Consider the following 26,122-nt stretch of genomic DNA (forward strand, 5'->3'; position numbering starts at 1 on the left):
GCCGGTATCCGAAGGGCAGATTTTGATTGATAGCCGAGCTTTCCGTGACGTCCTGGGGTGCTACCCGACCGGCGTGACCATCGTATCGACCTATGCCGGCGGCGCCGCTTTGGGCATGACGGTCAATTCCTTTGCCTCGGTTTCGCTCGAGCCGCCTCTGGTGCTGTGGTCGATCGAGCGCAGTACGCATCGCTATGACCTGCTCCGCCATGCCCGCGATTATGCGATCAACATTCTGGCCCACGACCAGGCCGGGATGGCGGAAAAATGCGCCCACGAGGCCAATCTCGCCCTGTGCGGGGCGCAGTGTTCCGGCGATGTCGCGCCGTTGATCGAGGGCGCCGTGGCGCGGCTGGTCTGCCGCCAGCGCGCGGTGCACGCCGGCGGCGATCACGACATCATCGTCGGCGAGGTCATCGCCTTTGACACACCGCGGGCCGTGCCGTCACTGGTCTTCGTGCGCGGCGGCTATGGCGAGGCCGGCTGAAGCTGCAGGTGTTCCGCGCCTCCGGGCATGGTGTCCGGCGTCCAGTCCGTGCGCACCTGGAAATACTCGCCGCGACCCCATAAGGGCGCCAGATCGTCATAATGGCGCGACATCACATTGCCCGACTGGCCGGTGGTGATCATGAAGCGCGAATTATCCAGGTCCGACAGATCATACAGCGAGCGGTAGGAAGCGCCGTGCGTCACCGCATAGCCGGGACGGCGGAAGGAGAAGGGGGCGACATTGACCGTCGAGCCGTCTCCGGGCACCGGCGTGGTGATCGTGAACCAGTCCTTCAGGACCGGAAAGCTGGAAAACGGCGTGTGGTCGCTGCGCGCATAATGCACATCGCCCCAGCGCCAGGCCGCGATATCGCGACCCTGCGCGGCAGCTGTATTGGCGATGGCGTCGTCGAGTGAGGCGCCGAGCAGTTCATGGCAGGTCTCGACATCATCGGTCAGGACATTGTCGCACCAGCCAGCGAGGTCGCCGGTCAGCACATCCATCATGAAGACGCGGCGATCAGCGTACCAGCGATTGAACTCGGTCCCGAGTTCATCGGCATAGACCCGCCGCTGCAGCTCGACCATCCAGGCGGCATAGATCAGCGGTTCGGGACGGTCGACAGCCATGTCGCCATTCCAGTCCGCCAGCAGGGCTAGCGCTTCGCGGCCGGCCGAAGTCAGCGGTTCGGCGGTGCGCAGGACCGGCAGGATGCGCAGCGCCATGTCGGAGACGGTGTCGGTCTGCAGCGCCTGCAGGCTGTCGAGATCATGGCGCGGCTGCGCCTCGATACCGTGATAGATGCGCCGGATACGGCTGACGCCATACCACTCATTGGTCAGATAATAGGGGTAGTCATCCGGCACGATCATATTGTTCGCCGTCGCGATGAAGCCACGCTCCGGATTGCGGGTATGGGGCAGGGCATCGAAGGGAATGGTCGAGACCCAGCTCCCGTCTGCATCGCGCACGGGGATGCGCGCCGGGGCATAAAAGCCGATATCGCCATTGGTGGCGGCGAAGACCATATTCTGTTGTGGCGCCACGAATGAGCGCACGGCGTCGACGAAATCATCCCAGTCGCGGCCACCGGAAATCGCCATGCCGACACCCGGCGTGGTGTCGTCGGGCTCGTCGAGCATCCATTGCAAGGCGAAGAAGTCGGCCCCGTCCGGCAGCGGATAGTCGAAATGCTCCGGATCCAGCACGGGCCCGGTTGCGGTCTCGCGGCGGGTGATCGTGACATCGCTGCCGAAGCGGACCTGGATGGTTTCCTCGCGGCTGCCGGTGACATCGGCCTCGGTCGCGGGATGCAGGTCTCCGACGTCAGGGCCGGTATTGGTGAAGCCCCAGGCGATATGATCATTGCGGCCCAGCGTCACGAAGGGTGTGCCGGGCAGGGTGGCACCGACGGTCGAGCCGGCGGGCGTGGTGACGCGGGCGAGATACCAGATATCCGGCGCGCTCAGCCCGAGATGCGGATCATTGGCGAGGATGGGGGCGCCGGTCGTGGTGCGGCTGGCGGCGACAACCCAGTTATTGGAACCGTCGCGGCCGGGATCTTCCGGTCCGACAGCGGGCGCCGGGCTTTCCGTCGCGGGCGGTGCCGGGGCATCGCCCAGGCCGAGATCGGCCATGCTCAGCGAGCGCGGCGCGTCGGCGGGATAGCGGCCGATGAATTCTTCGGTGCGCTCTGCCCCCAGCACGGCTTCCAGCGCGGCGCGATCGGGCTCCTCGAATGCATTGCCGAACAGGTCCAGCGCGATCGCCTTGAACACGGTGACGGTGTCGGCGGGCGTCCAGGGCTGGGGTGCGGTCATCAGGATCTGGTATTCCGGCGGCGCGACATAGCCCGGCGCGGTGATGATGGCGTTGACGCCGTCGCTATAGGCCTGCAGCGCATCCTGCACATCGGCGGGCAGATTGCTGACCGATTGCTCGGCGGCCGTCGCCAGCCCCATCGTGCGGAAGAAAATGTCCGTATCGAGCGCGTCCGGTCCGAGAATTTCCGACAGGCGGCCGCGAATCGCGCGGCGGGTGATTTCCATCTGCCACATCCGGTCCTGCGCGTGCGCGGTGCCGAGGGCGAAATAGGCATCATGGGAATTGGCGGCGAAGATATGGGGCACGCCATGCCCGTCGCGCACGATATCGGCCGGCGCTTCCAGTCCTGCCAGCTCCAGCGTGCCGGTGGTCTGCGGCAGCGAGGCGTAGAGCCGGTTGGCGAAGACGAGTGCGAAGACGATGAGAATGGCGAGAATGATGCCGAGCGTGATGGCGCCATAGCGCAATACGGATTTGATCATGATGACTTGCTCCCCTGTGCGCGGAAGACTAGCAAGGGGAAAGTCGAATTGGGAGTGTCGAATGGCACGTTGCGCATTTCTCGGTCTGGGTGTGATGGGTTTTCCGATGGCTGGCCATCTGGTGACGGCGGGTCACGAGGTCAGCGTCTGGAACCGGACGGCGGCGAAATCCACCGACTGGGCGGCGCGCCATGGCGGCACGGCTGCCGCGACGCCGCAACAGGCCGTCGCCGGCGCTGATTTCGTCTTCTTCTGCCTCGGCGATGATCCCGATGTGCGCGCCGTTGCCAGCCAGGTGATCCCGGCCATGAAACCCGGCGCCATCCTGGTCGATCACACCACGGCGTCGGCCGAACTGGCGCGCGAACTCGACGCCGAGGCCCGCGCCGCCGGGATCGGTTTCGTCGATGCGCCGGTCTCCGGTGGTCAGGCCGGAGCCGAGAATGGCCAGCTCACCATCATGTGCGGCGGCAGCGAGGCCGATTTTGCTGCGGCCGAACCGGTGATGGATGCCTATGCCAAGGCGTCGTCGCTGATCGGGCCGGCCGGTTCGGGCCAGCTCGCCAAGATGGTCAACCAGATCTGTATTGCCGGCATTGTCGAGGGCCTGTCCGAAGGCCTGCACTTCGCCCGCCAGGCCGGGCTCGACCCGGCCAAGGTGATCGGTGCGATCTCGAAAGGCGCAGCCCAGTCCTGGCAGATGGAAAATCGCTGGCAGACCATGGTCGCCGGCCAGTTCGATTATGGCTTCGCGGTCGACTGGATGCGCAAGGATTTGCGCATCACCCTCGATGAGGCCGGCCGCAATGGTGCCGACCTGCCGGTGACGAAACTGGTCGATGGCTTCTATGCCGATGTGCAGGCCGCGGGCGGCAATCGCTGGGATACATCCAGCCTGATCTATCGCCTCGAACACCCGCGGAAGGGCTGAGCCCATGCGGCTGTTTGAACTGAGCATGGCCGATGGTGACCGGGTCGAGCCGGTGCACCAGGCCGTGCTGGCCACGGGGCCGCTCGATTGCAGCCTCAGCGAGGCCGACAGCGGCGGCCGGCGTCTGTTGCGCATGGTGTTCAAGGAAGGCGACGGCCAGAAGGCGCTCGATACCATCGCCACCATGCTGGAACACCAGGAGGACTGGCGCCTCGTCGTGCTGCCGGTCGAGGCCAGCCTGCCCAAGGTCGAGGAAATCGATCCGGAGGTGAAGAAAAAGCACCGCATGGTGGCGCTGCGGGAGGAGATCTACCAGGACATCGAGGCCGGCACCAAGCTCGATCGCGATTTCCTGATCCTGACGACGCTCTCGACCATCGTGGTCGTGTTCGGCCTCGCCGCCGACAATGTCGCCGCCGTGATCGGGGCGATGGTGATTGCGCCGCTGCTCGGACCGATCCTCGCCTTCGCCCTCGGCTCGGCGCTGGGCGATTTCGCGCTGATGACCAAGGCGACCCGCACGGCCCTGTCGGGCCTCTTCCTCGGCATGGCGATCTCGGTGGTGATCGGGCTGGTGTTCGACGTCAATCTCGGCTCGGCCGAGCTGACCAACCGCACCATTGTCGGCCTCGACTCCACAGCGCTCGCGCTCGCCTCGGGCGCGGCGGCCGCGCTGTCGATTGTCGCCGGCCTGCCCTCGACCCTGGTCGGGGTGATGGTGGCGGTGGCGCTATTGCCGCCGGCGGCTTCGACCGGCCTCTTTGCCGGTTCGGGCGAGTTCCCGCTGGCGATGCGCGCGGCCCTGCTGCTGATGATCAATATTGTCAGCGTCAATCTCGCGGCCCTGCTGGTTTTCTTCTTCAAGGGCGTTCGTCCGCGCACCTGGCTGGAACGGCGCTCGGCCAAGCGCTCGGTCTATATCAATGCCGCCGTCTGGGCCGTGCTGATCGTGGCACTGACGGCGGTGGCGGTGTATCTGGCCGTGCCGGGTGTGCCCGAAGTGCCCGGGGTGCCGCGGTCATGAAAGACGATGCGATGACACAGGCGCATGCCACGACATCGACCGGCCTGATCCGCACGGATCCGGTGGCGATGGAGGTCTGGAAGCGGCTGACCAAGGGGTTCGCCACCTGGCGCCTGCTGCTGGTGGCTGGCTTTACCCGGCGCGGGCTGCATCATTTCGGCAATGACCATCTGACGCCGCTCAACAGGGCCGGGCACTGGAAGATCGGGCTCGGACTGCTCGGTGGCCTCAGCGAAGCCCAGATCGATTTCCTCAAGATCTATGCCGAGTTGAATGCCAGCCGGGTCGAACGCTCATTCCGCACCTATGCCCTGCTGCTGGTGACCATCCCGGTCGGTGCGACCATCGGGATCAACGAGATCGACCCGGAGACCTGGGACCGGCTGGGCTTCAGCCAGATCGAGTCGGTGATCGCCATTCTCGGATTGTGGGCCATCGCGGCCGGGATATTGATGGCCGCCGCCTGGCGGGCGCGTGATCTCGCCGACCTGTTGACCTTTGAGCAGGCGCGGCGCGGGCTGGCGCGCGCGCAGCAGACCGCCACATCATGAATGTCGGCTCGGTCTTCCTGATTCTCGATTTCGCCGGGATCGGCTTTTTCGCCTTTTCCGGCGGCATGCTGGCGGCCCGCAAATCGCTCGATCCGTTCGGCGCCGCCATTCTGGGCGCCGTCGCGGGGATGGGCGGCGGCACGCTGCGCGATGTTTTGCTGGGCGAATTGCCGGTCTACTGGATCGTCGAGCCGAAATATCTCTGGATCGCGCTCGGTGGCGCGCTGCTGGGCTATTTTCTGGCCCCGGGGGCGCAATGGCTGGCGACGCGGCGTGCGGTGCTGATCTGGGCCGATGCGGTCGGGCTGGCGGTGTTTTGCGTGCTTGGCGCGCGCGCCGGGCTTGATGCCGGTGCCCACTGGAGTATCGCGCTCTTGACCGGCGTCATGAGCGCCGCCTTTGGCGGCTTGTTGCGCGATATTATCGTCAATGACGTGCCGCTGGTGCTGCGCGAGGATATCTACGCCCTTGCCGCCCTGGCCGGCGCGGCGGCCTATGTCGCCGGCATGGCGCTCGGGCTCGACCCCAGCGCGGTGACGATCGGGGCCGCGGTGCTCGCCTTTGTGCTGCGCGGCTGTGCCATCCAGTTCAAATGGTCGCTGCCGGCGATCATGCATATGGATTGACGGATGCGAGCGGTTTGGCCCGGTCTCGCCCTGGAGCGAGACCGGGCCGTGCCGTTAGGCGCTGCCGCGTGACTTGGTCATGCGCACCATCGCGATCCCGTAATCGGGATCGGTGAAAGCGGTTTGCATCTCCCAGCCATGCTTGGTGTAGAAATCGACCGCCTGGCGATTATCGCGGAAGCTGTCGAGTGTGATCTCCGGATGATCGGCGAACAGGATGTCCTCTGCCTCCGACAACAGGATAGAGCCGACGCCGCTGCGATGATGCTCGACGGTCACCATCATCAGATCGACGGCATTGCCGCGCAGGGCGCAGGCCCCGATCACTTCGCCATCAGCCACGGCGACGCGGGTGAAGGCATTGCGCTCGGTATAGTAAAGCGGCACCGCCCCTGAGGCGATATAGCCCTCCACCATATCCGCTCCGATGACGTCGGGATATTTGACCCGGATCGTCTTGTAGGAAAGGGCAGTGAGAGGCTCGACATCGTCCGGCGTGGCGGGACGAAGCTGGATATTGTGTGTGTTTTTCAATGGTCTGTTCCTGAAATAGAAAAGCGATCCGCACCGGCATGGCCAGGCGGAATGGGTTTTTCATGCCAGCCCGCTGCATCAGCGGGCTGTATCAGGACTCAAGAAGGCGGCGCATAAACGCTCCGGTTGGTTGAGTGGGCAGGGTTAAACAGGGCGGGCAATCCGGTCAAGTGCAACGCCAACGCAAAGAACCCCGGGCCGATATCCGGGGCTCCCTGTTGGTTGAGGTCTGAACGGGCCGGCGTCTATTCGCTCGACATGCCCGGTATCATGCGTTCGGCGGTCGCCATGACGATCACCATCAGCGATGCGGCGGAAAGGACGGCGCCGTAATTACTGAAAATGGCCGTCAGATAGGTGCCGACGGTCGGGATGGCTGTCAGCGCGCTGGCACCGCCGGCGATCAGAAAGATCGCGGCGAGGATGACGGCGCGGCGATGATCGCCCTTGATGAAGAAGCCGCAGGCGAGGCCGAGAATGGCCAGGATCAGTCCGGCCATTTCGATGCTGACGAAAGCGAAAACAATCGCGACAAGGGCCGAGACGGCCCAGATGATTTTGTCCAGTGACATGAGTTTCTCCCCAGGGTGTTTATTGGAAAACTACGCACTTGAACCACAACATAGCCGTGAGATTACGCCCGATATTGATCGGGACGCAAGCATAAACCGGCAAGATGTTGTGGAGCGCTACGAGTTGATCGCAATATCTGGGGTTTGACCTTTAGGTCAGTCCCGCAGTTCGGCTGGTTGTACGAGCACCGGCCTCATTGCGCGCAAGGCGAGCCAGGCGCAGGTCATGATCAGCACCATCAGTCCGGCGAGAAAGGCGGGCAGGGGCCAGTGCGTCGACACACGCATCGCGACGGGAATGCTCACAAGGGCGAGGCCCAGGCTGACAAGCAGGCCCGGGCCGACGGCCCAGCGCAGCCGGCTGCCGCAATGCGGGCAGTTGAAGGGCGCGCCGGTATTGGCGGTCGCGATCTCGGTGTCGGGCAGATCGACGGCGCAGGCCGGGCAGGTTTTCTTCAATCCGAGCTTTGAGAACATGGTTTACGCTCCGCGCCGCTGCGTCGCCAGATTGCATCGTTCGCCACATGCGCGTCAAGGGCGCGGACTCAGGTGCCGGCCGTCGCCAGGGCCTGTTCCAGATCGGCGAGCAGATCTTCTGCCCGCTCCAGCCCGACCGAAACCCGCACCAGATTATCCGGCGTCGGACTGGCCGGGCCCTCGATCGGCTTGCGGTGCTCGATCAGGCTTTCCACCCCGCCCAGCGAGGTGGCCTGGATGAAGAGCTTGGTGCCGGAGGCGAGCTTGCGCGCCGCGTCATAGCCGCCGTTCAGCCGCAAGGAAAACAGGCCGCCAAACCCGCCCGTCATCTGACGCGCGGCGATGGCATGGCCCGGATGGGTGGGCAGGCCGGGATAGAGCACGGCGTCGAGGGCCGGGTGGCCGGAGAGCTTTTCCGTCAGGAAGAGCGCCGTCTCGCTCTGGCGGGCAAAGCGGACCCAGAGCGTGCGCAGGCCGCGCAGCATTAGCCAGGTCTCGAAAGCGCCGGGAATGGCGCCGGTGCGGGTGTGGATCTCGGTGATCTCGGCCCAGCGCTCATTGAGCTCACGCGTCGCCAGCACGCCGGCGAGCACATCGGAATGGCCGTTGAGATATTTGGTCGCCGAATGCATCACGATATCAGCGCCGAGGCTCAGTGCCTGGGTGGTGCAGGGCGGGGCACAGGTGGAATCGATCGCCAGAGTCGCGCCCACCGAATGGGCGATTTCGGCGCTCGCCGCGATGTCGACAATCGCCCATGACGGGTTGGCCGGGCTTTCAATCCAGACCAGATCCGTGCCCGGCTTGCAGGCGGCCTTCAACGCGGCCTCATCGCCGGGCGCCACCAGATCGAGCGTGATGCGCCCCTTGGCGGCAGCGCGTTGCAGCAAGGCCTTGGCGCCATAATACATCTCGCTCTGCGCCACGACATGCCCGCCCGCCGGCACGCTCTCGACCACCGCCGCAATCGCTGCCATGCCCGACGCAAACAGCTTCGCCTCCGGCGCGCCCTCCAGCATCGCCAGCACGCGTGCCGCCTGAAACTCGTTCGGCCCGGCCGGGCGGCGATAATCGGTCTCGCCGATCAGCTGATTGTCGGCATCGCGCGCAAAGGTCGTCGCCGGATGGATGGGCGGGATCACGGCGCCGGTGGCTTCGTCGATGGCGTGCATCGCCTGGGCGGTGAGGGATTCGCGGGAGGGGGGCTTGGTCATTCAGCACTCACAGACTTCAATTGCACGAATCCGGGAAGCGCTACGAGGATCAGCAACCAGAAGAGCATGAATGCTGACCCTCGGATCCAAGGATTGAACCAATCGATCCCACTGACAACAAATGCAAAAATGGCCCCGATCAAAATTACGGCGGTCGAAACGGATGTCCAGTTCAGCGCTGCGCCGCACCCCGCACAAGTCAGGGAATTCTGCTCGGTTCGGGACTGCCGTCTCTGTCCGGGTGATGCTTCGGCCCCGCAAACCGGGCATCTCTTTCGAATGCTGAACTTCCAGGTCGCCATCGGAATTCACCCTCCTTCATCCCAGCGCCATCGCGGCCCGCTTGGCATAATAGGTCACAATCCCGCTCGCCCCGGCGCGCTTGAAGGCCAGCAGGCTCTCCAGCATGCAGCGTTCGCCATCGATCCAGCCATTGGCGGCGGCGGCTTCGATCATGGCGTACTCGCCGGAGACCTGGAAAGCGAAGACGGGGATGTCGAAATTATCGGCCAGCAGGCGCACGATATCGAGATAGGGCAGGCCGGGCTTGACCATCACCATATCGGCGCCCTCGGCGATGTCGAGCTCGACCTCGCGCAGGGCTTCGGCCGCATTGCCGGGATTCATCTGATAGGTCTTCTTGTCGCCCTTCAGGGCTGCGGCCGAGCCGATGGCCTCGCGATAGGGGCCATAAAAGCCCGAGGCGTATTTGGCGGCGTAGGAGAGGATCATCGTATGGCTGTGGCCCTCGGCCTCGAGCGCTTCGCGGATGGCGCCGATACGGCCATCCATCATGTCGGACGGGGCGCAGACATCGCAGCCGGCTTCCGCCTGCACCAGGGCCTGTTCGATCAGGCGTTCGATGGTGGCGTCATTGTCGATGGTCTCGCCATCGAGCACGCCGTCATGGCCATGGGTGGTGAAGGGATCGAGCGCGACATCGCAGATGACGCCGAGATTGGGCGCGGCCTCCTTGATGGTGCGAATCGCATTCGGGATCAGGCCATCGCGATTGAGGGCTTCTGTGCCGTCTTCGTTCTTCTTCGCCGGGTCGATATGCGGGAAGATGGCCAGCGCGGGAATGCCCAGCGCCTGGGCTTCCTTCGCGGCGCTGGCGAGGCCCTTCAGCGTCAGGCGCTCGACGCCGGGCATGGCGGCGATGGGTTCCGGCCTGTCCTGGTCGGTGATGACGACGGACCAGATCAGGTCGTTGCTGGTGAGGGCGTTTTCCTGGACCAGGCGGCGCGTCCAGTCGTGCTGGCGCAGGCGGCGAAGGCGGGTGGCGGGGAAGAGGCCCATGAGTTCTGTCCTTGTCTCGTCAAACATCACAAACTTGCGGCTTTGGCGCGGTCACGATACGCCATGCCAAACACTCATAGCCGACAGGATGCCCGCTGTGCACTTCGCTCTCACTGAAGATCAGATACTGATTCAGGACGCCGCCCGCAATTTCTCAAATGACCGCCTCAAGCCCAATGCGGCCAAGTGGGATGAGGACAAGCATTTCCCGGTCGACGCCCTGCGCGCTGCCGCCGAAATGGGCTTTGCCGGGATTTATACGCGCGAAGATGTCGGCGGATCGGGTCTGTCGCGGCTGGATGCCTGTCTGATCTTCGAGCAATTATCGCGCGGATGTGTCGCAACCGCGGCCTTCCTGTCGATCCACAATATGTGCGCCTGGATGATCGACACCTGGGGCACGGAAGACCAGCGCCAGCGCTTCCTGCCCGACATGATGTCGATGGAGAAGATCGCCTCCTATTGCCTGACCGAGCCGGGCGCCGGGTCCGATGCGGCCAGCCTGCGCACCAAGGCCGTGCGCGATGGCGATCATTATGTCCTCAACGGTGCCAAGGCCTTCATCTCCGGCGCCGGGACCTCGGATTATTACATCGTCATGTGCCGCACCGGCGGTGACGGCCCCAAGGGCATCTCGACCATTCTCGTTGAGAAGGACACGCCGGGCCTGACCTTCGGGGCCAATGAAAAGAAAATGGGCTGGAATGCCCAGCCGACCCGCATCGTCAATTTTGCCGATTGCCGCGTTCCCGTCGCCAACCGTCTTGCCGATGAGGGCATGGGCTTTACCCTGGCGATGAAGGGGCTGAATGGCGGCCGCATCAATATCGGGGCCTGTTCGCTCGGCGGCGCCAGCGAGGCGCTCGATCTGGCGCTCGACTATGTCTCGACCCGCCAGCAATTCGGTCGCCCGATCGGCCAGTTCCAGGTGTCGCAATTCAAGCTTGCCGACATGGCGACCGAGCTCGAGGCCTCGCGCCTGATGCTTTATCGCGCCGCTGCATCGGTCGACGCCAATGACCCCTCGGCGGCGAAATATTGCGCCATGGCCAAGCGATTCGCGACCGATGCCTGTTTCGACATCGCCAACCAGGCGCTGCAGCTGCATGGCGGCTATGGCTATCTCAAGGATTATCCGATGGAGCGCATCGTGCGCGATCTGCGCGTCCACCAGATCCTCGAGGGCACCAACGAGATCATGCGCGTCATCATCGCCAAGGATCTGATGAAATAGGAGAGCGCATGGCTGACGACGCCCGAGACCGCAAATTCGCCTCCACCATGGAGGCGTTTGAACATGCCTGCGCCGAGCACGATACCCTGATCGTGCCGGAACAGCCCTTGCTCGCCATGGTGCTGGAATCGGTCGCCGATGCCGGCGGCGAGGAGGATGGCTGTGCCCAGCTGACCCTGAAAGTCGCGTCCGAAGATGGCGGCTATATCGTCATTTCGCGCACCACATTTGCGCCGAAACAACCCCTGCACCCGGGCGATCTGGTCTGCTGGGTGCCGCTGCAACACGACGCCGAACTCGCCGCCCGCGCCCCGGATGAGCGCTTCGGCTGGGTCGGCCTGGTGTTTGCCTCGTTCGAGCCGGAATGGGACGAGGATGAATGGGTGGTGCGCGAGTTTTTCGAGTGACGCGAACAGCGTGATCGGCTAATCTGACCATGTTTATGGTCAGGGGTGCGAGATGATTGAAGTCGGTGTGCTGGAAGCCAAGACCCGCCTGTCGGCCCTGCTTGATGCCGTCGAGCGCGGCGAGGGACCGATCGTGATTACCCGCCACGGCAAGCGCATCGCCGTCCTTTCCCGCCAGGAGCCCTATGTCGACAAACAGCTTTCCGGCGAGGAACTCGTGGCGAAGCTGAAGGCGTTCCGCGAAACGCAAAAGCCCTGTCCGGAGCTGGACGGGCTGAGCTGGGAAGAGCTCAGGGCTGAAGCGTGGCGGAGTTAACACCGCTTGTCGTTGATGCATCTGCCGCCCTTGGCTGGGTGCTGAAGACGCAAGGCGGGCCGCGCAGCGATGAATTTCTGGCAGAGCTGCGGCGCTATCGATTGATCGCGCCCGACGTGTTCGCCTGGGAGACCAGCAATGTGCTGCGCCTCTGGGCTGTGCGGGGGAGTCTCAATCTCGATGACACGCTGCAGCAACTTCACGATCTGCGGATCACCGTCCTGCCGCCGCGCGTTACGGGACATATCTATGAACTAACCGGATTTGCACGTTCGGTCGGCTTGAGCCTGTTCGACGCCGCCTATCTCGCCCTTGCCATCGAATCCGGCGGTGAACTGGTGTCGAGAGACAAAGCCCTGTTGACGGTGGCGCGGGCAAACGCCATCCCTTGTCATGATTTGAGCGAACCGAGTGTGTCATGACCCAAGAACCCGAAATCATCGCGCGCAAAACCGGCCATGTCGGCCGTATCACCCTCAACCGCCCCAAGGCGCTCAATGCGCTGACCCATGGCATGTGTCTGTCCATGATCGAGGCGTTGCAGGCCTGGCGCGAGGATGACGCGGTGCAGGCCATCGTCGTCGACGGGGCCGGGGAGAAGGGGTTTTGCGCCGGCGGCGATATCCTCAAGCTTCACGATAGCGGCAAGGCCGGCGATGATAATGCCTGGCTGTTCTGGCGCGATGAATACCGGCTCAACACGCTGATCCAGTCCTATCCCAAACCCTATGTCGCGCTGATTGACGGTATCGTCATGGGCGGCGGCGTTGGCGTGTCGGTGCATGGCTCCCACCGTATCGCAGGTGACAAGACGATGTTCGCCATGCCCGAGACGGGGATCGGCTTTCACCCCGATGTCGGCGGCGCCTGGTTCCTGCCGCGGCTCGATGGCGAGATCGGCACCTGGATGGGCCTGACCGGCGCGCGCCTGAAAGCGCCCGATTGCATCGCTGCCGGTCTGGCGACGCATTACTGTCCAAGCACGCAATATGAGGCCCTGCTGGCCGCGCTCGAGAGCGCCGATCTGTCGGGCGAGGACGCGCTGGAAGTCCTGCTCGAGGAATTCTCCGGCGATCCCGGCGACAGCGATCTGGCCCTGACGCGCACCCTGATCGATGCCGCCTTCGCCGGCGATGATGTCGAGGCGATGGTCGGGCGGATGGTTGCCGCCGGTGATGCCTGGTCGATGAAACAGCTCAAAATCCTGTCCGGCAAGTCACCGACAGCGCTCAAACTGACCCTGGCCGCCCTGCGCGCCGGTGCGGATTTGAGCTTTGAGGGCGTGATGCGGCAGGATTTGCGGCTCAGTTCCTGGTGTCTGACCGGCAAGGATTTCTATGAGGGCGTCCGCGCGGTCATCATCGACAAGGACCATGCGCCAGTCTGGTCCCCGGCGACACTGGCCGAGGTCGACGACCTTGATATTGCCGCCGCCTTCGCACCGCTGGACGATAAGCATGAAATGACTTTCCTCGACTGAGGCCTCGACGCCTTGCGAGCGCAATAATCAAATTCGGGAGATTTCACATGGCAGTGATCGCATTCATCGGCCTGGGCAATATGGGTTCGGGCATGGCGGCCAATCTCGTCAAGGCGGGCCATGAGGTGCAGGCGTATGATCTCAGCGCCGCAGCGCTGGCGCACGCGGTCGAACAGGGCGCGAAGGCGGCGAGCTCGACGGCTGACGCCGTGACGGGCGCGGCCGCTGTTGTTTCCATGCTGCCGGCCGGCAAGCATGTCCGCGCCGTCTATGAAAATGACGTCTTCCCGAATGCCGCGCCGGGCACGCTCTTCCTCGATTGCTCGACGATTGATGTCGACAGTGCCCGCTTTGTCGGCAAGGCCGCCGTCGAGAAGGGCTTCCGCTTCGTCGACGCGCCCGTCTCCGGCGGTGTCGCGGCGGCAGCGGCTGGCACACTGACCTTCATGGTCGGCGGCGCCGAGGCGGATTTTGCTGTCGCCGAACCCATCCTGCAGGCAATGGGCAAGGCGATCCTGCATGCCGGCGATACCGGTGCGGGACAGGCGGCGAAGATCTGCAACAATATGCTGCTCGGCATCACCATGATCGGCACCTGCGAGGCCTTTGCCCTGGCCGAGAAACTCGGCCTGGACCAGCAGAAATTCTTCGACATTTCCTCGAAAGCCTCCGGCCAGTCCTGGTCGATGACCAGCTATTGCCCGGTCGCCGGGCCGATCCCGACGACACCGGCCAACAAGGATTACAAGCCCGGCTTTGCCACGGCGATGATGCTGAAGGACCTCAAACTGGCCCAGGACGCGGCCCAGGCTTCCGGTGCCTCGACGCCGCTGGGTGCCCAGGCCGAGGCGCTGTACGCGATGTTCGGCAATCTCGGTGGCCAGGACCTTGATTTTTCAGCCATCTACAAGATGCTTAACGGAAGCTGGAAGGCGGATTAAACGCTCTTTAGCCAGTTCCTGCTAACGTGCTGCCAAGGATCAGAACGATCAGGTGGAGTGGGTAACATGGCATTGGCAGAAAATCTGGCACCGGTTCCGGGCACGAATACGCAATATCTTGAGCTGTTGCAGCTGGTTGAACGCCTGCACCGGCAATTGCTCGATGTTGTGAAGGACGAGCTGGACCGGGATAGTCTGGACAATCTCAATAGTGTCCAGGCGCTGTTGCTGTTCAATATCGGTGACCAGGAACTGACGGCCGGAGAGCTGCGCACGCGCGGGCATTATCTTGGCTCCAATGTCTCCTACAATCTCAAGAAGCTCGTCGATGCCGGCTATATTCGCCATGAGCGCTCGGCGGTTGATCGCCGTGCCGTGCGCGTGTCCCTGACCGAGAGCGGCAGCGCCGTGCGCGCCAAACTGTCGGCCCTGTTTGAACGCCAGGGCGCCTCCCTGAGCCCGGTCGGCGGTGTCGATGATGAGAGCCTGCCCGCCGTCAACACGGCGCTGACGCGTGTCGAGCGCTTCTGGGCCGACCATATCCGCTTCCGCATGTAGGCTTTCCTTGCCGCGCTGACTGCGATTTTTCGCGGGTGCGGCGCTTCGTCCATTCGCAGGAGCCGTGTTAACGGTCTATACGTCGATTCAAACCTGAATGGACGCAGCAGACCGTGAACGAGGCCGGCATGGATTACCAGAACGCGTTTGAAGCGGCCGTGCGCCGTGTGAAGGCCGAGGGCCGTTACCGCGTATTCGCCGATCTTTTGCGCCGCAAGGGGGAGTTTCCCGTCGCGCGCTGGCGGGCTCCGGACGGCCAGGTCAAGGACGTGACCGTCTGGTGTTCCAATGATTATCTCGGCATGGGGCAATTGCCCTGCGTCGTGGAGTCGATGAAAAAAGCCATCGACGATGTCGGCTCCGGCGCCGGCGGCACCCGCAATATCTCCGGCACGACGCATTATCATGTCGAGCTCGAGCGCTCGCTCGCCGATCTGCACAACAAGGATGCGGCGCTGCTCTTCACCTCGGGCTACATTTCCAACGAGGCGACGCTGTCCACCCTCGGCAAGATCCTGCCGGGCCTGATCATTTTCTCCGACGAACTCAATCACGCCTCGATGATTGCCGGCGTGAAGGGCGCGCGCTGCGAGAAGCATGTCTGGCGCCATAATGATGTCGCGCATCTGGAAGAATTGCTTGCGGCCGCTCCCAAGGATGCGCCGAAACTGATCGCCTTTGAATCGGTGTATTCGATGGATGGCGATATCGGCCCGATCAAGGCGGTCTGTGATCTCGCCGATAAATACAATGCCCTGACCTATATTGATGAAGTGCACGCGGTCGGCCTCTATGGCCTGCGCGGCGGCGGCATCGCCGAACGCGAAGGCTTGATGCACCGGATCGACATCATCGAAGGCACGCTGGGCAAGGCCTATGGGGTGATGGGCGGCTATGTGGCTGCCAATGAGATCATTATCGATGCGATCCGTTCGCTCGCGTCCGGCTTCATCTTCACTACCGCGCTGCCACCGGCGCTCGCCGCCGGCGCACGCGCCAGTGTCGAATATCTCAAATCAGCGCACGAGCTGCGCGAGAAGCACCAGGAGCGCGCAGCGACCCTGAAGGCCCGTCTCGCCGAGGCCGGCTTCCCGGTGATGCCGTCTGTGACGCATATCGTGCCGGTGCAGGTCGGCGATCCCGTCCTGTGCAAGCGCATGACCGACATGCTGCTCGACGAGCACTGCATCTATGTCCAGCCGATCAATTATCCCACCGTGCCCAAGGGCACCGAGCGCCTGCGCCTGACGCCGACTCCGCTGCATACCGACGCCATGATCGATGAACTGATCGAGGCGCTGCATGATGTCTGGCAGAGCGCGTCCGCGCAGGACGTGGCGGTGCGGGGATGAGGTTGGTGTCTCGATGAGCGGTCGCGAGATCTACATCGAGACCCAGCGCGTTGGCGGCAGCGTCCGGGTTGCGGCCGTTGACGCGGCCACCGGCGAGGAAGTGGTGTTCCAGGTTCCGCCCCGTACGACCAAGGCTGAAATTGACCAGCTTGCCTTGGCTAAACTGGCCTGGAAAATGGGCCGCAATGAATCCTCCGAGCCGGACGAAAAACGGCCGGGCACAAGGCCCGGCCGCGGTATTTCCGTCTGATCGGCGGTGAGGGCGCGTTATGCGTCCTTCTTGCCGCGACCCAGGCCGATATCCTTGGCGAATTGCGACCGCTTGCGAGAATAGGCCGGCGCCACCATCGGGTAATCGGAAGGCAGATTCCATTTCCGGCGATAGTCATCCGGTGACATGTTGTATTGCGAGCGCAGGTAGCGCTTCAGCATTTTCAGTTTCTTGCCGTCCTCGAGACAGACGATGTAATCATCGCTGATCGATTTAGCCACTGATACGGCGGGCTTCGATTTGGTTTCCTGTTTCAGTTCGATGCCCGAAACTTCTTTCATCGCGGTGTGAACCGAGCGGATCAGGTCCGGCACATTGTCGGCGGGCATCGAGTTGTGAGACAGGTAGGATGCGACCACATCCGTTGTCATCCGCAGCAATTCTTCCTGGTCGACTGCCATAATGTTTTCTTCTGACATATTTGAGGCCTTTCAAATTCGCTTGGCGTGTTCCGGGGGAGATTGCGCCAGTCCAATAAATATTTCTTGATGTATATTGTGAGTTGTTGTCCGGCTCAAGCATTTAAGTATGAATAGCCGTAATCGCCGGCCGTATGGCCTGCTGATTGAAATACGCACCAATCCAGTTGCCCGTTCTGAGTTTGTGCCTGCCGGCGCGGCAACTCGACGCTTGTTTGTCATGCGGACCGGCCTTATCAAGCCGGCAGGCGTGTGTGCGTTGAAGAGGACCGATTATGCCGGAAAATGTGGCGACAGCCGTACCAGGGAACAGTTTTTTCACCCAGTCCGTGGTCGAATCCGACCGTGAGGTGGCGCACGCCATCCATGCGGAAATTCTCCGTCAACAGAGCCAGATCGAGCTGATCGCCTCGGAAAACATCGTCTCGCGCGCTGTGCTTGAAGCCCAGGGCTCGCCGCTGACCAACAAATATGCCGAGGGCTATCCGGGCAAACGCTATTATGGCGGCTGCGAGCATGTCGATGTGGTCGAACAGCTGGCGATCGACCGCGCCAAGGCGCTGTTCGACGTCCAGTACGCCAATGTCCAGCCGAGTTCCGGCAGCCAGGCCAACCAGGGCGTTTTCCTCGCCCTGCTGAAGCCGGGCGACAAGATTCTCGGTCTCTCGCTCAATGCCGGCGGACACCTGACCCATGGGGCCAGACCCAACATGTCCGGCAAATGGTTCGAGGCCCATGCCTATGGCGTGCGCGAATCCGATGCCCGCATCGATTATGACGCGCTGCGCCAGCAGGCCAATGAGCTGCAGCCGCAAATGATCATTGCCGGTGGTTCTGCCTATCCGCGCGAGATCGATTTCGCTGAATTCCGCAAGATCGCCGACGAGGTCGGGGCCTATTTGATGGTCGATATGGCGCATATCGCCGGTCTGGTCGCCGGCGGCGCCATTCCCAGCCCGACGCCGCACGCCCATGTCTGCACCACCACCACCCACAAGACGCTGCGCGGCCCGCGCGGCGGCATGATCGTGTCCAATGATCTCGAGCTCGGCAAGAAGTTCAATTCCGCCATTTTCCCGGGCCTGCAGGGTGGCCCGCTGATGCATGTCATCGCCGGCAAGGCTGTCGCCTTCGGCGAAGCGCTGCGGCCGGAGTTCAAGACCTACGCCGCCAATGTGATCCGCAATTGCCAGGTGATGGCCGAAGCGGTGACGGCGGGCGGCTATGCCATCGTCTCCGGCGGTACCGACAGCCATCTCGCCCTGATCGATCTGCGGCCCAAGGGGCTCAAGGGCAATCTCGCCGAACAGGCGCTCGAGCGCGCCTATATGACCTGCAACAAGAACGGCGTGCCGTTCGATCCGGAAAAGCCGACGGTGACGTCCGGCCTGCGTGTCGGCTCGCCGGCGGCGACGACGCGCGGCTTCGGCGAGGCCGAATTCCGCCAGGTTGGCGAAATGATCGTGCGCGTGCTCGACGCCTTGGTGGCCAGCCCTGAAGGCGATGCCGAGGTCGAGGGCCAGGTGCGCGAACAGGTGAAGGCGCTTACGGCGCGCTTCCCCATCTATCCCGAATTGGCCTAAGGTACCCGGATGCGTTGCCCTTTTTGCGGACATATGGATACACAGGTGAAGGATTCCCGCCCGGCTGAGGACGGGAATGCCATTCGCCGCCGCCGGCAATGTCCGGCCTGCTCGGCCCGGTTCACCACCTTTGAGAGGGTGCAATTGCGCGAGCTGACGGTGCTGAAAAAATCCGGTCGCCGGGTCCAGTTCGACCGTGAGAAGCTCAATCGTTCCATCCATCTGGCGATGCAGAAGCGCAATATCGAGCCGGAGCGCATCGAGCAGATGATCTCCGGCATCGTGCGGCGGCTGGAATCGACCGGCGAGACCGATGTCACCTCCGACCGGGTCGGCGAACTGGTGATGGAGGCGCTGAAGAATCTCGATGCGGTCGCCTATGTCCGCTACGCATCGGTCTACAAGGATTTCCACAAGGTCCAGGATTTTCGCGAATTCATCACCGATGAAGACCTCGCGCCGGGAAACCGGGGTCCGGAAGACGGGGTCGAATGAGGCCGGACGGTCGAGCGCGCGTCACCCTCAAACTCGCCACCTCGCTCGATGGCCGCATTGCCCTGGCGAACGGTGTCTCGAAATGGATTACCGGCCCTGAAAGCCGCGCCGAAGTCCACCGTATGCGTGCCGCCCATGCCGCCATCCTCACCGGCATCGGCACCATCCTCGCCGACGATCCGCAATTGACCGCGCGCCCGGATGGCATTGCGGCTGTGGTCCAGCCGGACATTCTCATCATGGACAGCGCCGGGCGCACGCCGGCCGATGCTGCGGTCCATGACGAAGCCTCGCGTCAGGTGCGGATCTTCCGTGATCGTGATCTCGCCGCCGCCATGGCCGGTTATGACAGCGTCATGATCGAGGCTGGCAGCGCCATTGCCGGTGCGGCACTGGGTGCCGGTCTGGTCGACCGTATCGAATGGTTTCGCGCACCGGTCGTGCTCGGCGGTGACGGCCTGGCCGCGATCGCAGCGCTGGGCCTTGAGCGGCTGGAGCTGGCCCCCACATTCCAACGGGTCGCGCTGGTCGAGCGTGGCCGTGACCTGCATGAAAGCTATGAGCGGATCGTCTGATGTTTACCGGAATTGTCACCGCGCTCGGGCGCATACGCGCGATCAGCGGCGAGGCGGTCAAACGCTTCGAGATTGAAACGCCTTACGCGCCAGATGGCATCGAACTCGGCGCCTCGATTGCCCATGCCGGCGCCTGTCTGACTGTCGTCGACAAGGGCGTTGCGGGTGAGGGTGGCTGGCATGCCGTCGAGGTCTCGCCGGAGACGCTGCGCCTGACGACGCTCGGTGACTGGCGCCAGGGCGACAACGTCAATCTGGAACGGGCCCTGAAAATCGGCGACGAGCTGGGTGGGCATCTGGTCACCGGCCATGTTGATGGCGTCGGTCGCGTGCGTGAGCGGCGCGAGGAGGGGGAGTGGATCGTCTTCACCGTCACCCCGCCGCCGGGCCTCAACCGCTTCATTGCGCGCAAGGGCTCCATCACGATTGATGGCGTCTCGCTGACCGTCAATGCGGTGACGCCTGAAAGCTTCGATGTGATGATTATCCCCCATACCGCGGCTGCGACGACACTGGGTCAGCTGCGCAGCGGGGCGCGCGTCAACCTTGAGGTTGACCTCATGGCGCGCTACGCCGCCCGTCTGAGTGAATTTCCGGAGGCCGCCCCGTGAGTGATATCCCCCTGTCTCCGATTGAGGACGTGATTGAAGATGCCCGCAATGGCCGCATGTTCATCCTGGTCGATGCCGAGGATCGCGAGAATGAGGGCGATCTGGTCATTCCGGCCAAGTTCGCCACGCCCGATGCGATCAATTTCATGGCCAAGCATGGCCGCGGCCTGATCTGCCTCGCGATGAGCCAGGAGCGCTGCGATGCGCTCGGCCTGACCCTGATGGCATCGGATAACCGTTCGCGACACCAGACGGCCTTCACGGTATCAATAGAAGCCCGCGAAGGTGTCACCACGGGCATATCCGCGCATGATCGTGCGCGCACCATCCAGGTCGCCACCGATCCGGCGCTTGGCGCTGATGATATCGCCACGCCGGGCCATGTTTTTCCGCTGGTTGCGCGCGATGGCGGTGTTTTGGTCCGCGCCGGTCACACCGAGGCCTCGATCGATGTCGCCCGGCTTGCCGGCGCCGGATCGGCCGGGGTGATCTGCGAAATCATGAATGAAGACGGCACCATGGCGCGTTTGCCTGACCTGGTGTCCTTCGCGCAATTGCACGGGCTGAAGATCGGTACCATCGCCGATCTGATTGCCTATCGCCGCCAGCATGACCGTTTCATCGAACGGCGTCTGGAAACCGGTTTTGAAAGCGAATGGGGCGGCCCGTTCAAACTGGTCGTGTTCCGCAACACCCTCGATGGCGCCGAACATGTCGCCCTGGTCAAGGGCGAGCCATCGGCGCAGGCGCCGACCATGGTGCGGATGCACAAGGTCAGCTTTGTCGATGATGTCCTCAAGGATTCCGGGGGCCGTGGCGGTCTGGTCGAAGCGGGGATCCGTTCGTTGGCACACCACAAGGGCCCCGGCGTGATGGTGCTGATCCGCGAGACCAGCCATACCGCGATCGTCGAGCGGCTCGGCGCGCATCCGGCGCTGCCGGAAACCGAGCGTCACGCCCGGCGTCTGCGCGAATACGGCGTCGGGGCGCAGATCCTGCTCGATCTCGGTGTGCGCGAGATGATCCTGCTGATGACCAAGCCGCAAACCATTGTCGGGCTGGAGGGCTATGGCCTCAGCGTGTGTGAAGAACGCCCTTTCCCGGAGGAATTGTGATGAGCCAGCATCGTATCCTGATTGTTGCGGGGACGTTCTACCGCGACATCGCTGATGCGCTGATCGCCGGTGCCACCGAGGCCCTGACCGCGGCCGGCGCCAGCTTTGAGCTGATCGAGGTCCCCGGTGCGCTGGAAATTCCCGGCGCAATCACACAAGCCGTGCTTGGCGAGGCCGGCTATGACGGATATGTGGCGCTGGGCTGCGTTATTCGTGGCGAGACGACGCATTATGATTATGTCTGCAGCGAGTCGGCGCGCGGCCTGATGGACCTGTCCTTGCGGGGTATTCCGCTGGGCAACGGTATCCTGACGGTGGAAAATCGCGACCAGGCGCTTCGACGCGCGATTGAGAAGAACAAGGGCGCAGATGTGGCCGGGGCCTGCCTCGCACTGATCGCGTTGCGAGACCGTTTCAGGAGGGCGCCATGAGCGCGCAGAACACAGAATCCCCGTCCGACAACCGCGCGCGCCTGCGTCGCGCCGCCCGGCTGGCGGCCGTCCAGGCCCTGTACCAGATGGAAATATCCGGTCGCGGCGCGGCCGATGTGACCGCCGAATTCCGTGATCACCGTTTTGGCCATGAAGGCGAAAACCCCGATTACGTCGAGGCCGACGAGGCCTTCTTCGAGGCTCTGGTCGCCGGGGTTGTGACCAAGCAGGCGACCGTGGATCTGGCGATCAATGCGCTGCTGGCCGATGGCTGGCGCTTGGAACGCCTCGATGCGACCGTGCGCGCCATTTTGCGTTCGGGCGGTTATGAACTGTTCGAGAAGACCGATGTGCCGGCCCGCGTCGTGATCGATGAATATGTCGACGTTGCGCACGCTTTCTTCGAGGGCTCCGAGCCGAAATTCGTCAACGCCGCGCTCGACAAGTGCGCGCGCCAGGCCCGTCCCGGCGAGCTTTGAGCGATGGCGGGCGAGGGCGAGTTCGACTTCATTCGAACGCGTCTGGCCCCGCTGACCCGGGGCCATCCGGCCGCGCTTGACCTGGCCGATGACGCCGCCGTCCTGACACCGGCGCCGGGCTGCCAGCTTGTGGTTGCCAGCGACATGCTGGTTGGCGGCGTGCATTTCCTCGATACGGACCCGCCGGAGGTGGTGGCCGAACGCTGTGTCCGCAGCAATCTGTCCGACCTTGCGGCCATGGGCGCCGAGCCTCTGGGTTATCTCAGTTCGATCGCCTGGCCGCGAAATCTGGCGCAGGCCTGGCGCGAGGGTTTCGTCGACGGGCTCGCCAGCGCCCAGCAGGCCTTCGCGCTCAGCCTGCTCGGCGGCGACACGACAGCCGGGCCGGGGCCACTCACCATCAGCCTGACCATGCTCGGCCAGCTGCCGGCCGGCACTGCCCTGCTGCGGCGCGGCGCCCGGCCCGGCGATGATGTCTGGGTGTCCGGCAGTATTGGCGACGCCCGGCTGGGCTTGGAAATCGCGCGCGGCGCCATGCCGGCCGATCCATTCCTGCTGGAACGCTATCGCCGCCCGTCACCGCGGCTGGCGCTGGGTCAGGCCCTGCGTGGGCCGGCGACAGCCTGTCTGGACATATCCGATGGCTTGATGGCCGATGCCGGCCATATCGCGCAGGTCAGCGGCGTCCGGCTTGAGCTGCAGGCGGCACGCGTGCCGTTTTCACCGCCGGCCCGGGCCTGGCTTGCAGGCCAGGGCCCGGACGGGCTGGTGAGCCTAGTCTGCGGCGGCGATGATTACGAATTATTGTTCTGCGCCGCGCCGGCGCAGCGAGAGGAATTGGCGGCGCTGGCCGCGCGCCTCGATGTGCCCCTGACGCGGATTGGCGCGGCCGCCGAAGGGCAGGGTGCGGTCCTGCGAGACGCCGCGGGAGCGGTGATCGAGACCGGGGCAGGCGGATTCACGCATTTTTGACGCCCCTCTGGCATGATCGCCACTCAAGGATGAGGTGATCATGCGCATTTTTCTGGCGATACTCCTGTCGGCCTGCTTGTCATCAGCGGCCCTGGCCAGCGGCGGGGGCGGTGGCGGCGGCAATGCCTCGGGATCGGGCAATCGTTTTGTGACCCTGTTCAACCTCGCCAGTGACGAGGACGAGGACCACAGCACGGACAGCGAGGCCATGGCCGACAATCCGCGGGTGTTTACCCTGCCGGCGGTGGTTGCCCCGCTCTCGGTGGGTGGGCGGCTGACCGGCTACGCCTATGTCCGCGTCCAGGTCCGTGCCGGCGACGGACAGAATGTCTGGGACATGCAGGAACGGACCCATTTCGCGCTCGACGCCATGGTGCGCGCCGCCTCGAGAATTCCGCTCGCAAACGCTGACGGTTCGGGGCTCGACCGCGATCTGGCGACCCGGGTCTGGGAAGCGGTTCTGCGTGATTACTACGGCGCCTCGGCCATCGCGGAGATCCGGGTCGGTACGCCGGACACGCTGATGCTACGGCGCTGACACCGGCGCCCAACACCTCGCAACCTGCCCGGATCCATCCGGTCACGCCCGGTTTTCCCTGACGAGCCGGGCCTTTTCCTGTCAAGAAGGCGTGTTGCGCCGCTCGATGGCTTTGGGCATAGTCCAGACCATCGGGGTGGCATGAACAGGTCGGCGTGATTCTCACGCTTGTGCTTTCCCCGCTTCCATTCTCGACCTCAGAGAAAAAAATAACGGGGATACCTGCCATGAACATACTTTTGTTGGCCATTGGAGCGGGACTTCTCGCCCTCATCTACGGCGTCATCCAGACGCAACGTTTGATGAAGGAGAGCGCCGGTTCAGAGAAGATGCAGGAAATTGCATCGGCCATTCAGGAAGGCGCGAACGCTTACCTCAAGCGCCAGTATACCACGATTGCCATTGTCGGGATCGCCGTTGGCGTCCTGATCGCCTTTTTCCTCGGCTGGCAAGTCGCGGTCGGCTTTGTTGTCGGGGCTGTCCTGTCCGGTGCCGCCGGCTTCATCGGCATGCTGATTTCGGTTCGCGCCAATGTACGCACGACCGAAGCTGCGAGCAAAAGCCTCGCTGCCGGTCTGGACATCGCTTTCCGCTCAGGCGCCATCACGGGCATGCTCGTGGCCGGTCTCGCACTGCTCGGTGTGGCAGGCTATTACTGGCTGCTGACCAATGTCATGGGTTTTGTGCCGGCTGACCGCACCGTGGTTGACGCGCTGGTGGCCCTCGGCTTTGGCGCGTCCCTGATCTCGATCTTTGCCCGTCTCGGCGGCGGTATCTTCACCAAGGGTGCGGATGTCGGCGGTGATATGGTCGGCAAGATCGAAGCGGGCATCCCCGAAGACGATCCACGCAACCCGGCCACGATTGCCGACAATGTCGGTGACAATGTCGGCGATTGCGCCGGCATGGCAGCGGATCTGTTCGAAACATATGCCGTGACCATTGTTGCGACCATGGTTCTGGCCTCGATCTTCTTCACCGGCGAACTCGGTGCGATCATGATGCTGTATCCGCTGGCGATTGCCGGGATCTGCATCGTGACCTCGATCCTCGGCACCTTCTTTGTCCGTCTGGGCAAGGGCACCAATGTGATGGGCGCGCTCTACAAGGGCCTGATCGCGGCGGGCGTGCTGTCGGTTGCCGGCCTGTGGCTCGTGACCCGCTATGTCCTGCCAAACGGCATGGGCGATATCGCCGAAGTCTCCGGCCTGATGATTACCGGGCAGAACCTGTTCTTCTCCGGTCTGGTGGGCCTGGCGGTGACCGGTGCCATTATCTGGATCACCGAATACTATACCGGCACGGAATACCGTCCGGTGCGTTCGGTCGCCGCGGCCTCGGTTTCCGGGCACGGCACCAATGTGATCCAGGGCTTGGCGGTTTCGCTTGAGGCTACCGCGATCCCGGCGCTGATCATCATTGGCGGTATTATCGCGACCTACTCGCTGGCCGGCCTGTTCGGCATCGCGATCTCCGTGACCACCATGCTGGCCCTGGCCGGTGTGATCGTGGCCCTCGATGCCTTCGGCCCTGTCACCGACAATGCCGGTGGTATCGCGGAAATGTCCGGTCTCGACGAGAGCGTGCGCAATACTACCGACACGCTCGACGCGGTCGGCAATACCACCAAGGCCGTCACCAAGGGCTATGCCATCGGTTCAGCCGGTCTCGGTGCGCTGGTATTGTTCGCGGCCTACACGACCGATGTGGAACATCTCCTCCACTTGGCTCCCGACTTCTCCCTGAAAAACCCCTATGTCATCGTCGGCCTCCTGTTCGGCGGGCTTCTGCCCTACCTGTTCGGCGGCATGTCGATGATGGCGGTTGGCCGGGCTGCAGGCGCCGTCGTCGCCGAGGTTCGTCGCCAGTTCAAGGAAATTCCGGGCATCATGGAATACAAGGCGAAGCCGGATTATGGCCGCGCCGTGGATATCCTGACCAAGGCGGCGATCCGTGAAATGATCGTGCCATCCCTGCTGCCGGTGTTGTCGCCAATCGTGCTCTACTTCGCGATCGACGCGCTGGCTGGCCAGGAACAGGCGCTGGCAGCCGTCGGCGCGATGCTGATGGGTGTGATCGTCAATGGTCTCTTCGTTGCAGTCTCGATGACTGTCGGCGGTGGTGCCTGGGACAATGCCAAGAAATACATCGAAGACGGCAATCATGGCGGCAAGGGCTCCGACGCCCACAAGGCCGCCATCACCGGTGACACGGTTGGCGATCCCTACAAGGACACCGCCGGTCCTGCGGTCAATCCGATGATCAAGATCACGAATATCGTGGCTCTGTTGCTGCTGGCCTTCCTGGCCCGCTAGAGCAGG

The 26,122-nt window shown here is 63.6% G+C and carries 31 protein-coding genes; 24 read left to right on the plus strand and 7 right to left on the minus strand.

Features of this window, described 5'->3' with window-relative positions:
* Positions 1-73 precede the first annotated feature (73 nt).
* On the plus strand, positions 74-487 hold the full coding sequence (locus tag ACN0YL_RS07850; protein ID WP_417497609.1) for a flavin reductase family protein: 414 nt from the start codon (positions 74-76) through the stop codon (positions 485-487).
* Here the strand turns inward: ACN0YL_RS07850 and ACN0YL_RS07855 are convergent.
* On the minus strand, positions 469-2,796 hold the full coding sequence (locus ACN0YL_RS07855) for a penicillin acylase family protein (protein ID WP_417497610.1): 2,328 nt from the start codon (positions 2,794-2,796) through the stop codon (positions 469-471). The genes ACN0YL_RS07850 and ACN0YL_RS07855 overlap by 19 nt on opposite strands.
* Before the next feature lie 61 nt (positions 2,797-2,857).
* On the opposite strand from ACN0YL_RS07855, the gene ACN0YL_RS07860 reads away from it, so the two are divergent.
* The 4 genes from ACN0YL_RS07860 to ACN0YL_RS07875 are packed head-to-tail and all read left to right on the plus strand — an operon-like array spanning position 2,858 to position 5,928.
* Positions 2,858-3,727, plus strand: coding sequence for an NAD(P)-dependent oxidoreductase (locus ACN0YL_RS07860; protein ID WP_417497611.1), 870 nt, complete (start codon positions 2,858-2,860; stop codon positions 3,725-3,727).
* Positions 3,728-3,731: 4 nt separating this feature from the next.
* Positions 3,732-4,751 (plus strand): TIGR00341 family protein, encoded by a 1,020-nt coding sequence (locus ACN0YL_RS07865; RefSeq protein WP_417470679.1) that lies wholly within the window; start codon positions 3,732-3,734, stop codon positions 4,749-4,751.
* Positions 4,748-5,302 (plus strand): hypothetical protein, encoded by a 555-nt coding sequence (locus ACN0YL_RS07870; protein ID WP_417497612.1) that lies wholly within the window; start codon positions 4,748-4,750, stop codon positions 5,300-5,302. Before ACN0YL_RS07865 ends, ACN0YL_RS07870 begins: the two co-directional genes overlap by 4 nt.
* The gene (locus ACN0YL_RS07875; RefSeq protein WP_417497613.1) at positions 5,299-5,928 is read left to right on the plus strand and encodes a trimeric intracellular cation channel family protein; all 630 of its coding nucleotides are present in this window, start codon (positions 5,299-5,301) and stop codon (positions 5,926-5,928) included. Before ACN0YL_RS07870 ends, ACN0YL_RS07875 begins: the two co-directional genes overlap by 4 nt.
* Before the next feature lie 54 nt (positions 5,929-5,982).
* On the opposite strand, the gene ACN0YL_RS07880 is transcribed toward ACN0YL_RS07875, so the two are convergent.
* The 5 genes from ACN0YL_RS07880 to hemB all read right to left on the minus strand — a co-directional run bounded on the left by ACN0YL_RS07880 (position 5,983) and on the right by hemB (position 10,024).
* Positions 5,983-6,462 carry a GNAT family N-acetyltransferase gene (locus tag ACN0YL_RS07880; protein ID WP_417497614.1) on the minus strand — a complete coding sequence of 160 codons (480 nt, stop codon included), beginning with the start codon at positions 6,460-6,462 and terminating at the stop codon, positions 5,983-5,985.
* A 245-nt stretch (positions 6,463-6,707) separates the two neighbouring features.
* A complete protein-coding gene (locus ACN0YL_RS07885) occupies positions 6,708-7,034 on the minus strand; it encodes a hypothetical protein (protein WP_417497615.1) in 327 nt (108 codons plus the stop codon).
* A 156-nt stretch (positions 7,035-7,190) separates the two neighbouring features.
* A complete protein-coding gene (locus ACN0YL_RS07890) occupies positions 7,191-7,511 on the minus strand; it encodes a hypothetical protein (protein WP_417497616.1) in 321 nt (106 codons plus the stop codon).
* Positions 7,512-7,579: 68 nt separating this feature from the next.
* A complete protein-coding gene (locus ACN0YL_RS07895; RefSeq protein ID WP_417497617.1) occupies positions 7,580-8,725 on the minus strand; it encodes a trans-sulfuration enzyme family protein in 1,146 nt (381 codons plus the stop codon).
* Positions 8,726-9,043: 318 nt separating this feature from the next.
* Entirely contained in the window at positions 9,044-10,024 is a 981-nt protein-coding gene (hemB, locus tag ACN0YL_RS07900) for a porphobilinogen synthase (RefSeq protein WP_417497618.1), read from the minus strand.
* Positions 10,025-10,121: 97 nt separating this feature from the next.
* Between hemB and ACN0YL_RS07905 the strand changes: the two genes are divergently transcribed.
* The 9 genes from ACN0YL_RS07905 (at position 10,122) to ACN0YL_RS07945 (ending at position 16,562) form a co-directional block, all read left to right on the plus strand.
* The gene (locus ACN0YL_RS07905) at positions 10,122-11,258 is read left to right on the plus strand and encodes an isobutyryl-CoA dehydrogenase (RefSeq protein ID WP_417497778.1); all 1,137 of its coding nucleotides are present in this window, start codon (positions 10,122-10,124) and stop codon (positions 11,256-11,258) included.
* An 8-nt stretch (positions 11,259-11,266) separates the two neighbouring features.
* A complete protein-coding gene (locus tag ACN0YL_RS07910) occupies positions 11,267-11,665 on the plus strand; it encodes a hypothetical protein (protein WP_417497619.1) in 399 nt (132 codons plus the stop codon).
* A gap of 52 nt (positions 11,666-11,717) precedes the next feature.
* The gene (locus ACN0YL_RS07915) at positions 11,718-11,981 is read left to right on the plus strand and encodes a type II toxin-antitoxin system Phd/YefM family antitoxin (RefSeq protein WP_417491693.1); all 264 of its coding nucleotides are present in this window, start codon (positions 11,718-11,720) and stop codon (positions 11,979-11,981) included.
* Positions 11,969-12,403 (plus strand): type II toxin-antitoxin system VapC family toxin, encoded by a 435-nt coding sequence (locus ACN0YL_RS07920; RefSeq protein WP_417491692.1) that lies wholly within the window; start codon positions 11,969-11,971, stop codon positions 12,401-12,403. The genes ACN0YL_RS07915 and ACN0YL_RS07920 overlap by 13 nt, the downstream gene beginning before the upstream one ends.
* Positions 12,400-13,461: an enoyl-CoA hydratase/isomerase family protein gene (locus ACN0YL_RS07925; protein ID WP_417497620.1), complete on the plus strand. Its 1,062-nt coding sequence runs from the start codon at positions 12,400-12,402 to the stop codon at positions 13,459-13,461. Before ACN0YL_RS07920 ends, ACN0YL_RS07925 begins: the two co-directional genes overlap by 4 nt.
* Before the next feature lie 47 nt (positions 13,462-13,508).
* The gene (gene mmsB / locus ACN0YL_RS07930) at positions 13,509-14,402 is read left to right on the plus strand and encodes a 3-hydroxyisobutyrate dehydrogenase (RefSeq protein ID WP_417491690.1); all 894 of its coding nucleotides are present in this window, start codon (positions 13,509-13,511) and stop codon (positions 14,400-14,402) included.
* A 66-nt stretch (positions 14,403-14,468) separates the two neighbouring features.
* Positions 14,469-14,960 (plus strand): MarR family winged helix-turn-helix transcriptional regulator, encoded by a 492-nt coding sequence (locus ACN0YL_RS07935; protein ID WP_417491689.1) that lies wholly within the window; start codon positions 14,469-14,471, stop codon positions 14,958-14,960.
* A gap of 128 nt (positions 14,961-15,088) precedes the next feature.
* Complete coding sequence (gene hemA / locus ACN0YL_RS07940) at positions 15,089-16,312, plus strand: 5-aminolevulinate synthase (protein WP_417497621.1); 1,224 nt, start codon at positions 15,089-15,091, stop codon at positions 16,310-16,312.
* Between the two features lie 13 nt (positions 16,313-16,325).
* Positions 16,326-16,562, plus strand: coding sequence for a DUF6898 family protein (locus ACN0YL_RS07945; protein ID WP_417491687.1), 237 nt, complete (start codon positions 16,326-16,328; stop codon positions 16,560-16,562).
* Between the two features lie 17 nt (positions 16,563-16,579).
* Here the strand turns inward: ACN0YL_RS07945 and ACN0YL_RS07950 are convergent, their stop codons facing one another.
* Positions 16,580-16,984 (minus strand): MucR family transcriptional regulator, encoded by a 405-nt coding sequence (locus tag ACN0YL_RS07950; RefSeq protein WP_417491686.1) that lies wholly within the window; start codon positions 16,982-16,984, stop codon positions 16,580-16,582.
* Positions 16,985-17,277: 293 nt separating this feature from the next.
* Between ACN0YL_RS07950 and glyA the strand changes: the two genes are divergently transcribed.
* The 10 genes from glyA to ACN0YL_RS08000 all read left to right on the plus strand — a co-directional run bounded on the left by glyA (position 17,278) and on the right by ACN0YL_RS08000 (position 26,116).
* The gene (gene glyA / locus ACN0YL_RS07955; protein WP_417491685.1) at positions 17,278-18,585 is read left to right on the plus strand and encodes a serine hydroxymethyltransferase; all 1,308 of its coding nucleotides are present in this window, start codon (positions 17,278-17,280) and stop codon (positions 18,583-18,585) included.
* Between the two features lie 9 nt (positions 18,586-18,594).
* Positions 18,595-19,080: a transcriptional regulator NrdR gene (gene nrdR, locus ACN0YL_RS07960; RefSeq protein WP_417491684.1), complete on the plus strand. Its 486-nt coding sequence runs from the start codon at positions 18,595-18,597 to the stop codon at positions 19,078-19,080.
* A complete protein-coding gene (locus ACN0YL_RS07965) occupies positions 19,077-19,655 on the plus strand; it encodes a RibD family protein (RefSeq protein ID WP_417491683.1) in 579 nt (192 codons plus the stop codon). Before nrdR ends, ACN0YL_RS07965 begins: the two co-directional genes overlap by 4 nt.
* A complete protein-coding gene (locus ACN0YL_RS07970; protein ID WP_417497622.1) occupies positions 19,655-20,266 on the plus strand; it encodes a riboflavin synthase in 612 nt (203 codons plus the stop codon). The genes ACN0YL_RS07965 and ACN0YL_RS07970 overlap by 1 nt, the downstream gene beginning before the upstream one ends.
* On the plus strand, positions 20,263-21,381 hold the full coding sequence (gene ribB / locus ACN0YL_RS07975; RefSeq protein ID WP_417491681.1) for a 3,4-dihydroxy-2-butanone-4-phosphate synthase: 1,119 nt from the start codon (positions 20,263-20,265) through the stop codon (positions 21,379-21,381). Before ACN0YL_RS07970 ends, ribB begins: the two co-directional genes overlap by 4 nt.
* Positions 21,381-21,812 carry a 6,7-dimethyl-8-ribityllumazine synthase gene (gene ribH / locus ACN0YL_RS07980; RefSeq protein ID WP_417470716.1) on the plus strand — a complete coding sequence of 144 codons (432 nt, stop codon included), beginning with the start codon at positions 21,381-21,383 and terminating at the stop codon, positions 21,810-21,812. The genes ribB and ribH overlap by 1 nt, the downstream gene beginning before the upstream one ends.
* Complete coding sequence (nusB, locus tag ACN0YL_RS07985) at positions 21,809-22,291, plus strand: transcription antitermination factor NusB (RefSeq protein WP_417470718.1); 483 nt, start codon at positions 21,809-21,811, stop codon at positions 22,289-22,291. Before ribH ends, nusB begins: the two co-directional genes overlap by 4 nt.
* Positions 22,292-22,294: 3 nt before the next feature.
* On the plus strand, positions 22,295-23,263 hold the full coding sequence (gene thiL, locus ACN0YL_RS07990; protein WP_417497623.1) for a thiamine-phosphate kinase: 969 nt from the start codon (positions 22,295-22,297) through the stop codon (positions 23,261-23,263).
* 40 nt (positions 23,264-23,303) lie between these two features.
* Positions 23,304-23,801 carry a hypothetical protein gene (locus ACN0YL_RS07995; protein WP_417497624.1) on the plus strand — a complete coding sequence of 166 codons (498 nt, stop codon included), beginning with the start codon at positions 23,304-23,306 and terminating at the stop codon, positions 23,799-23,801.
* A gap of 227 nt (positions 23,802-24,028) precedes the next feature.
* A complete protein-coding gene (locus tag ACN0YL_RS08000) occupies positions 24,029-26,116 on the plus strand; it encodes a sodium-translocating pyrophosphatase (protein WP_417491679.1) in 2,088 nt (695 codons plus the stop codon).
* Positions 26,117-26,122 lie beyond the last annotated feature (6 nt).

This window comes from Maricaulis sp. (genome assembly GCF_048269565.1).
Lineage (GTDB): Bacteria > Pseudomonadota > Alphaproteobacteria > Caulobacterales > Maricaulaceae > Maricaulis.

Coding starts and splice junctions, on each gene's coding strand:
- ACN0YL_RS07995 (WP_417497624.1), top strand. CDS start 23,304: ATGCGCATTTTTCTGGCGATACTCCTGTCGGCCTGCTTGTCATCAGCG.
- ACN0YL_RS07855 (WP_417497610.1), bottom strand. CDS start 2,796: ATGATCAAATCCGTATTGCGCTATGGCGCCATCACGCTCGGCATCATT.
- thiL (WP_417497623.1), top strand. CDS start 22,295: ATGGCGGGCGAGGGCGAGTTCGACTTCATTCGAACGCGTCTGGCCCCG.
- ACN0YL_RS07865 (WP_417470679.1), top strand. CDS start 3,732: ATGCGGCTGTTTGAACTGAGCATGGCCGATGGTGACCGGGTCGAGCCG.
- ACN0YL_RS07970 (WP_417497622.1), top strand. CDS start 19,655: ATGTTTACCGGAATTGTCACCGCGCTCGGGCGCATACGCGCGATCAGC.
- ACN0YL_RS07935 (WP_417491689.1), top strand. CDS start 14,469: ATGGCATTGGCAGAAAATCTGGCACCGGTTCCGGGCACGAATACGCAA.
- ACN0YL_RS07965 (WP_417491683.1), top strand. CDS start 19,077: ATGAGGCCGGACGGTCGAGCGCGCGTCACCCTCAAACTCGCCACCTCG.
- ACN0YL_RS07925 (WP_417497620.1), top strand. CDS start 12,400: ATGACCCAAGAACCCGAAATCATCGCGCGCAAAACCGGCCATGTCGGC.
- ACN0YL_RS07945 (WP_417491687.1), top strand. CDS start 16,326: ATGAGCGGTCGCGAGATCTACATCGAGACCCAGCGCGTTGGCGGCAGC.
- ACN0YL_RS08000 (WP_417491679.1), top strand. CDS start 24,029: ATGAACATACTTTTGTTGGCCATTGGAGCGGGACTTCTCGCCCTCATC.
- ACN0YL_RS07950 (WP_417491686.1), bottom strand. CDS start 16,984: ATGGCAGTCGACCAGGAAGAATTGCTGCGGATGACAACGGATGTGGTC.
- ACN0YL_RS07870 (WP_417497612.1), top strand. CDS start 4,748: ATGAAAGACGATGCGATGACACAGGCGCATGCCACGACATCGACCGGC.
- ACN0YL_RS07875 (WP_417497613.1), top strand. CDS start 5,299: ATGAATGTCGGCTCGGTCTTCCTGATTCTCGATTTCGCCGGGATCGGC.
- nusB (WP_417470718.1), top strand. CDS start 21,809: ATGAGCGCGCAGAACACAGAATCCCCGTCCGACAACCGCGCGCGCCTG.
- hemB (WP_417497618.1), bottom strand. CDS start 10,024: ATGGGCCTCTTCCCCGCCACCCGCCTTCGCCGCCTGCGCCAGCACGAC.
- hemA (WP_417497621.1), top strand. CDS start 15,089: ATGGATTACCAGAACGCGTTTGAAGCGGCCGTGCGCCGTGTGAAGGCC.
- ACN0YL_RS07890 (WP_417497616.1), bottom strand. CDS start 7,511: ATGTTCTCAAAGCTCGGATTGAAGAAAACCTGCCCGGCCTGCGCCGTC.
- ACN0YL_RS07895 (WP_417497617.1), bottom strand. CDS start 8,725: ATGACCAAGCCCCCCTCCCGCGAATCCCTCACCGCCCAGGCGATGCAC.
- mmsB (WP_417491690.1), top strand. CDS start 13,509: ATGGCAGTGATCGCATTCATCGGCCTGGGCAATATGGGTTCGGGCATG.
- ribH (WP_417470716.1), top strand. CDS start 21,381: ATGAGCCAGCATCGTATCCTGATTGTTGCGGGGACGTTCTACCGCGAC.
- ACN0YL_RS07910 (WP_417497619.1), top strand. CDS start 11,267: ATGGCTGACGACGCCCGAGACCGCAAATTCGCCTCCACCATGGAGGCG.
- ACN0YL_RS07885 (WP_417497615.1), bottom strand. CDS start 7,034: ATGTCACTGGACAAAATCATCTGGGCCGTCTCGGCCCTTGTCGCGATT.
- ACN0YL_RS07860 (WP_417497611.1), top strand. CDS start 2,858: ATGGCACGTTGCGCATTTCTCGGTCTGGGTGTGATGGGTTTTCCGATG.
- nrdR (WP_417491684.1), top strand. CDS start 18,595: ATGCGTTGCCCTTTTTGCGGACATATGGATACACAGGTGAAGGATTCC.
- glyA (WP_417491685.1), top strand. CDS start 17,278: ATGCCGGAAAATGTGGCGACAGCCGTACCAGGGAACAGTTTTTTCACC.
- ACN0YL_RS07915 (WP_417491693.1), top strand. CDS start 11,718: ATGATTGAAGTCGGTGTGCTGGAAGCCAAGACCCGCCTGTCGGCCCTG.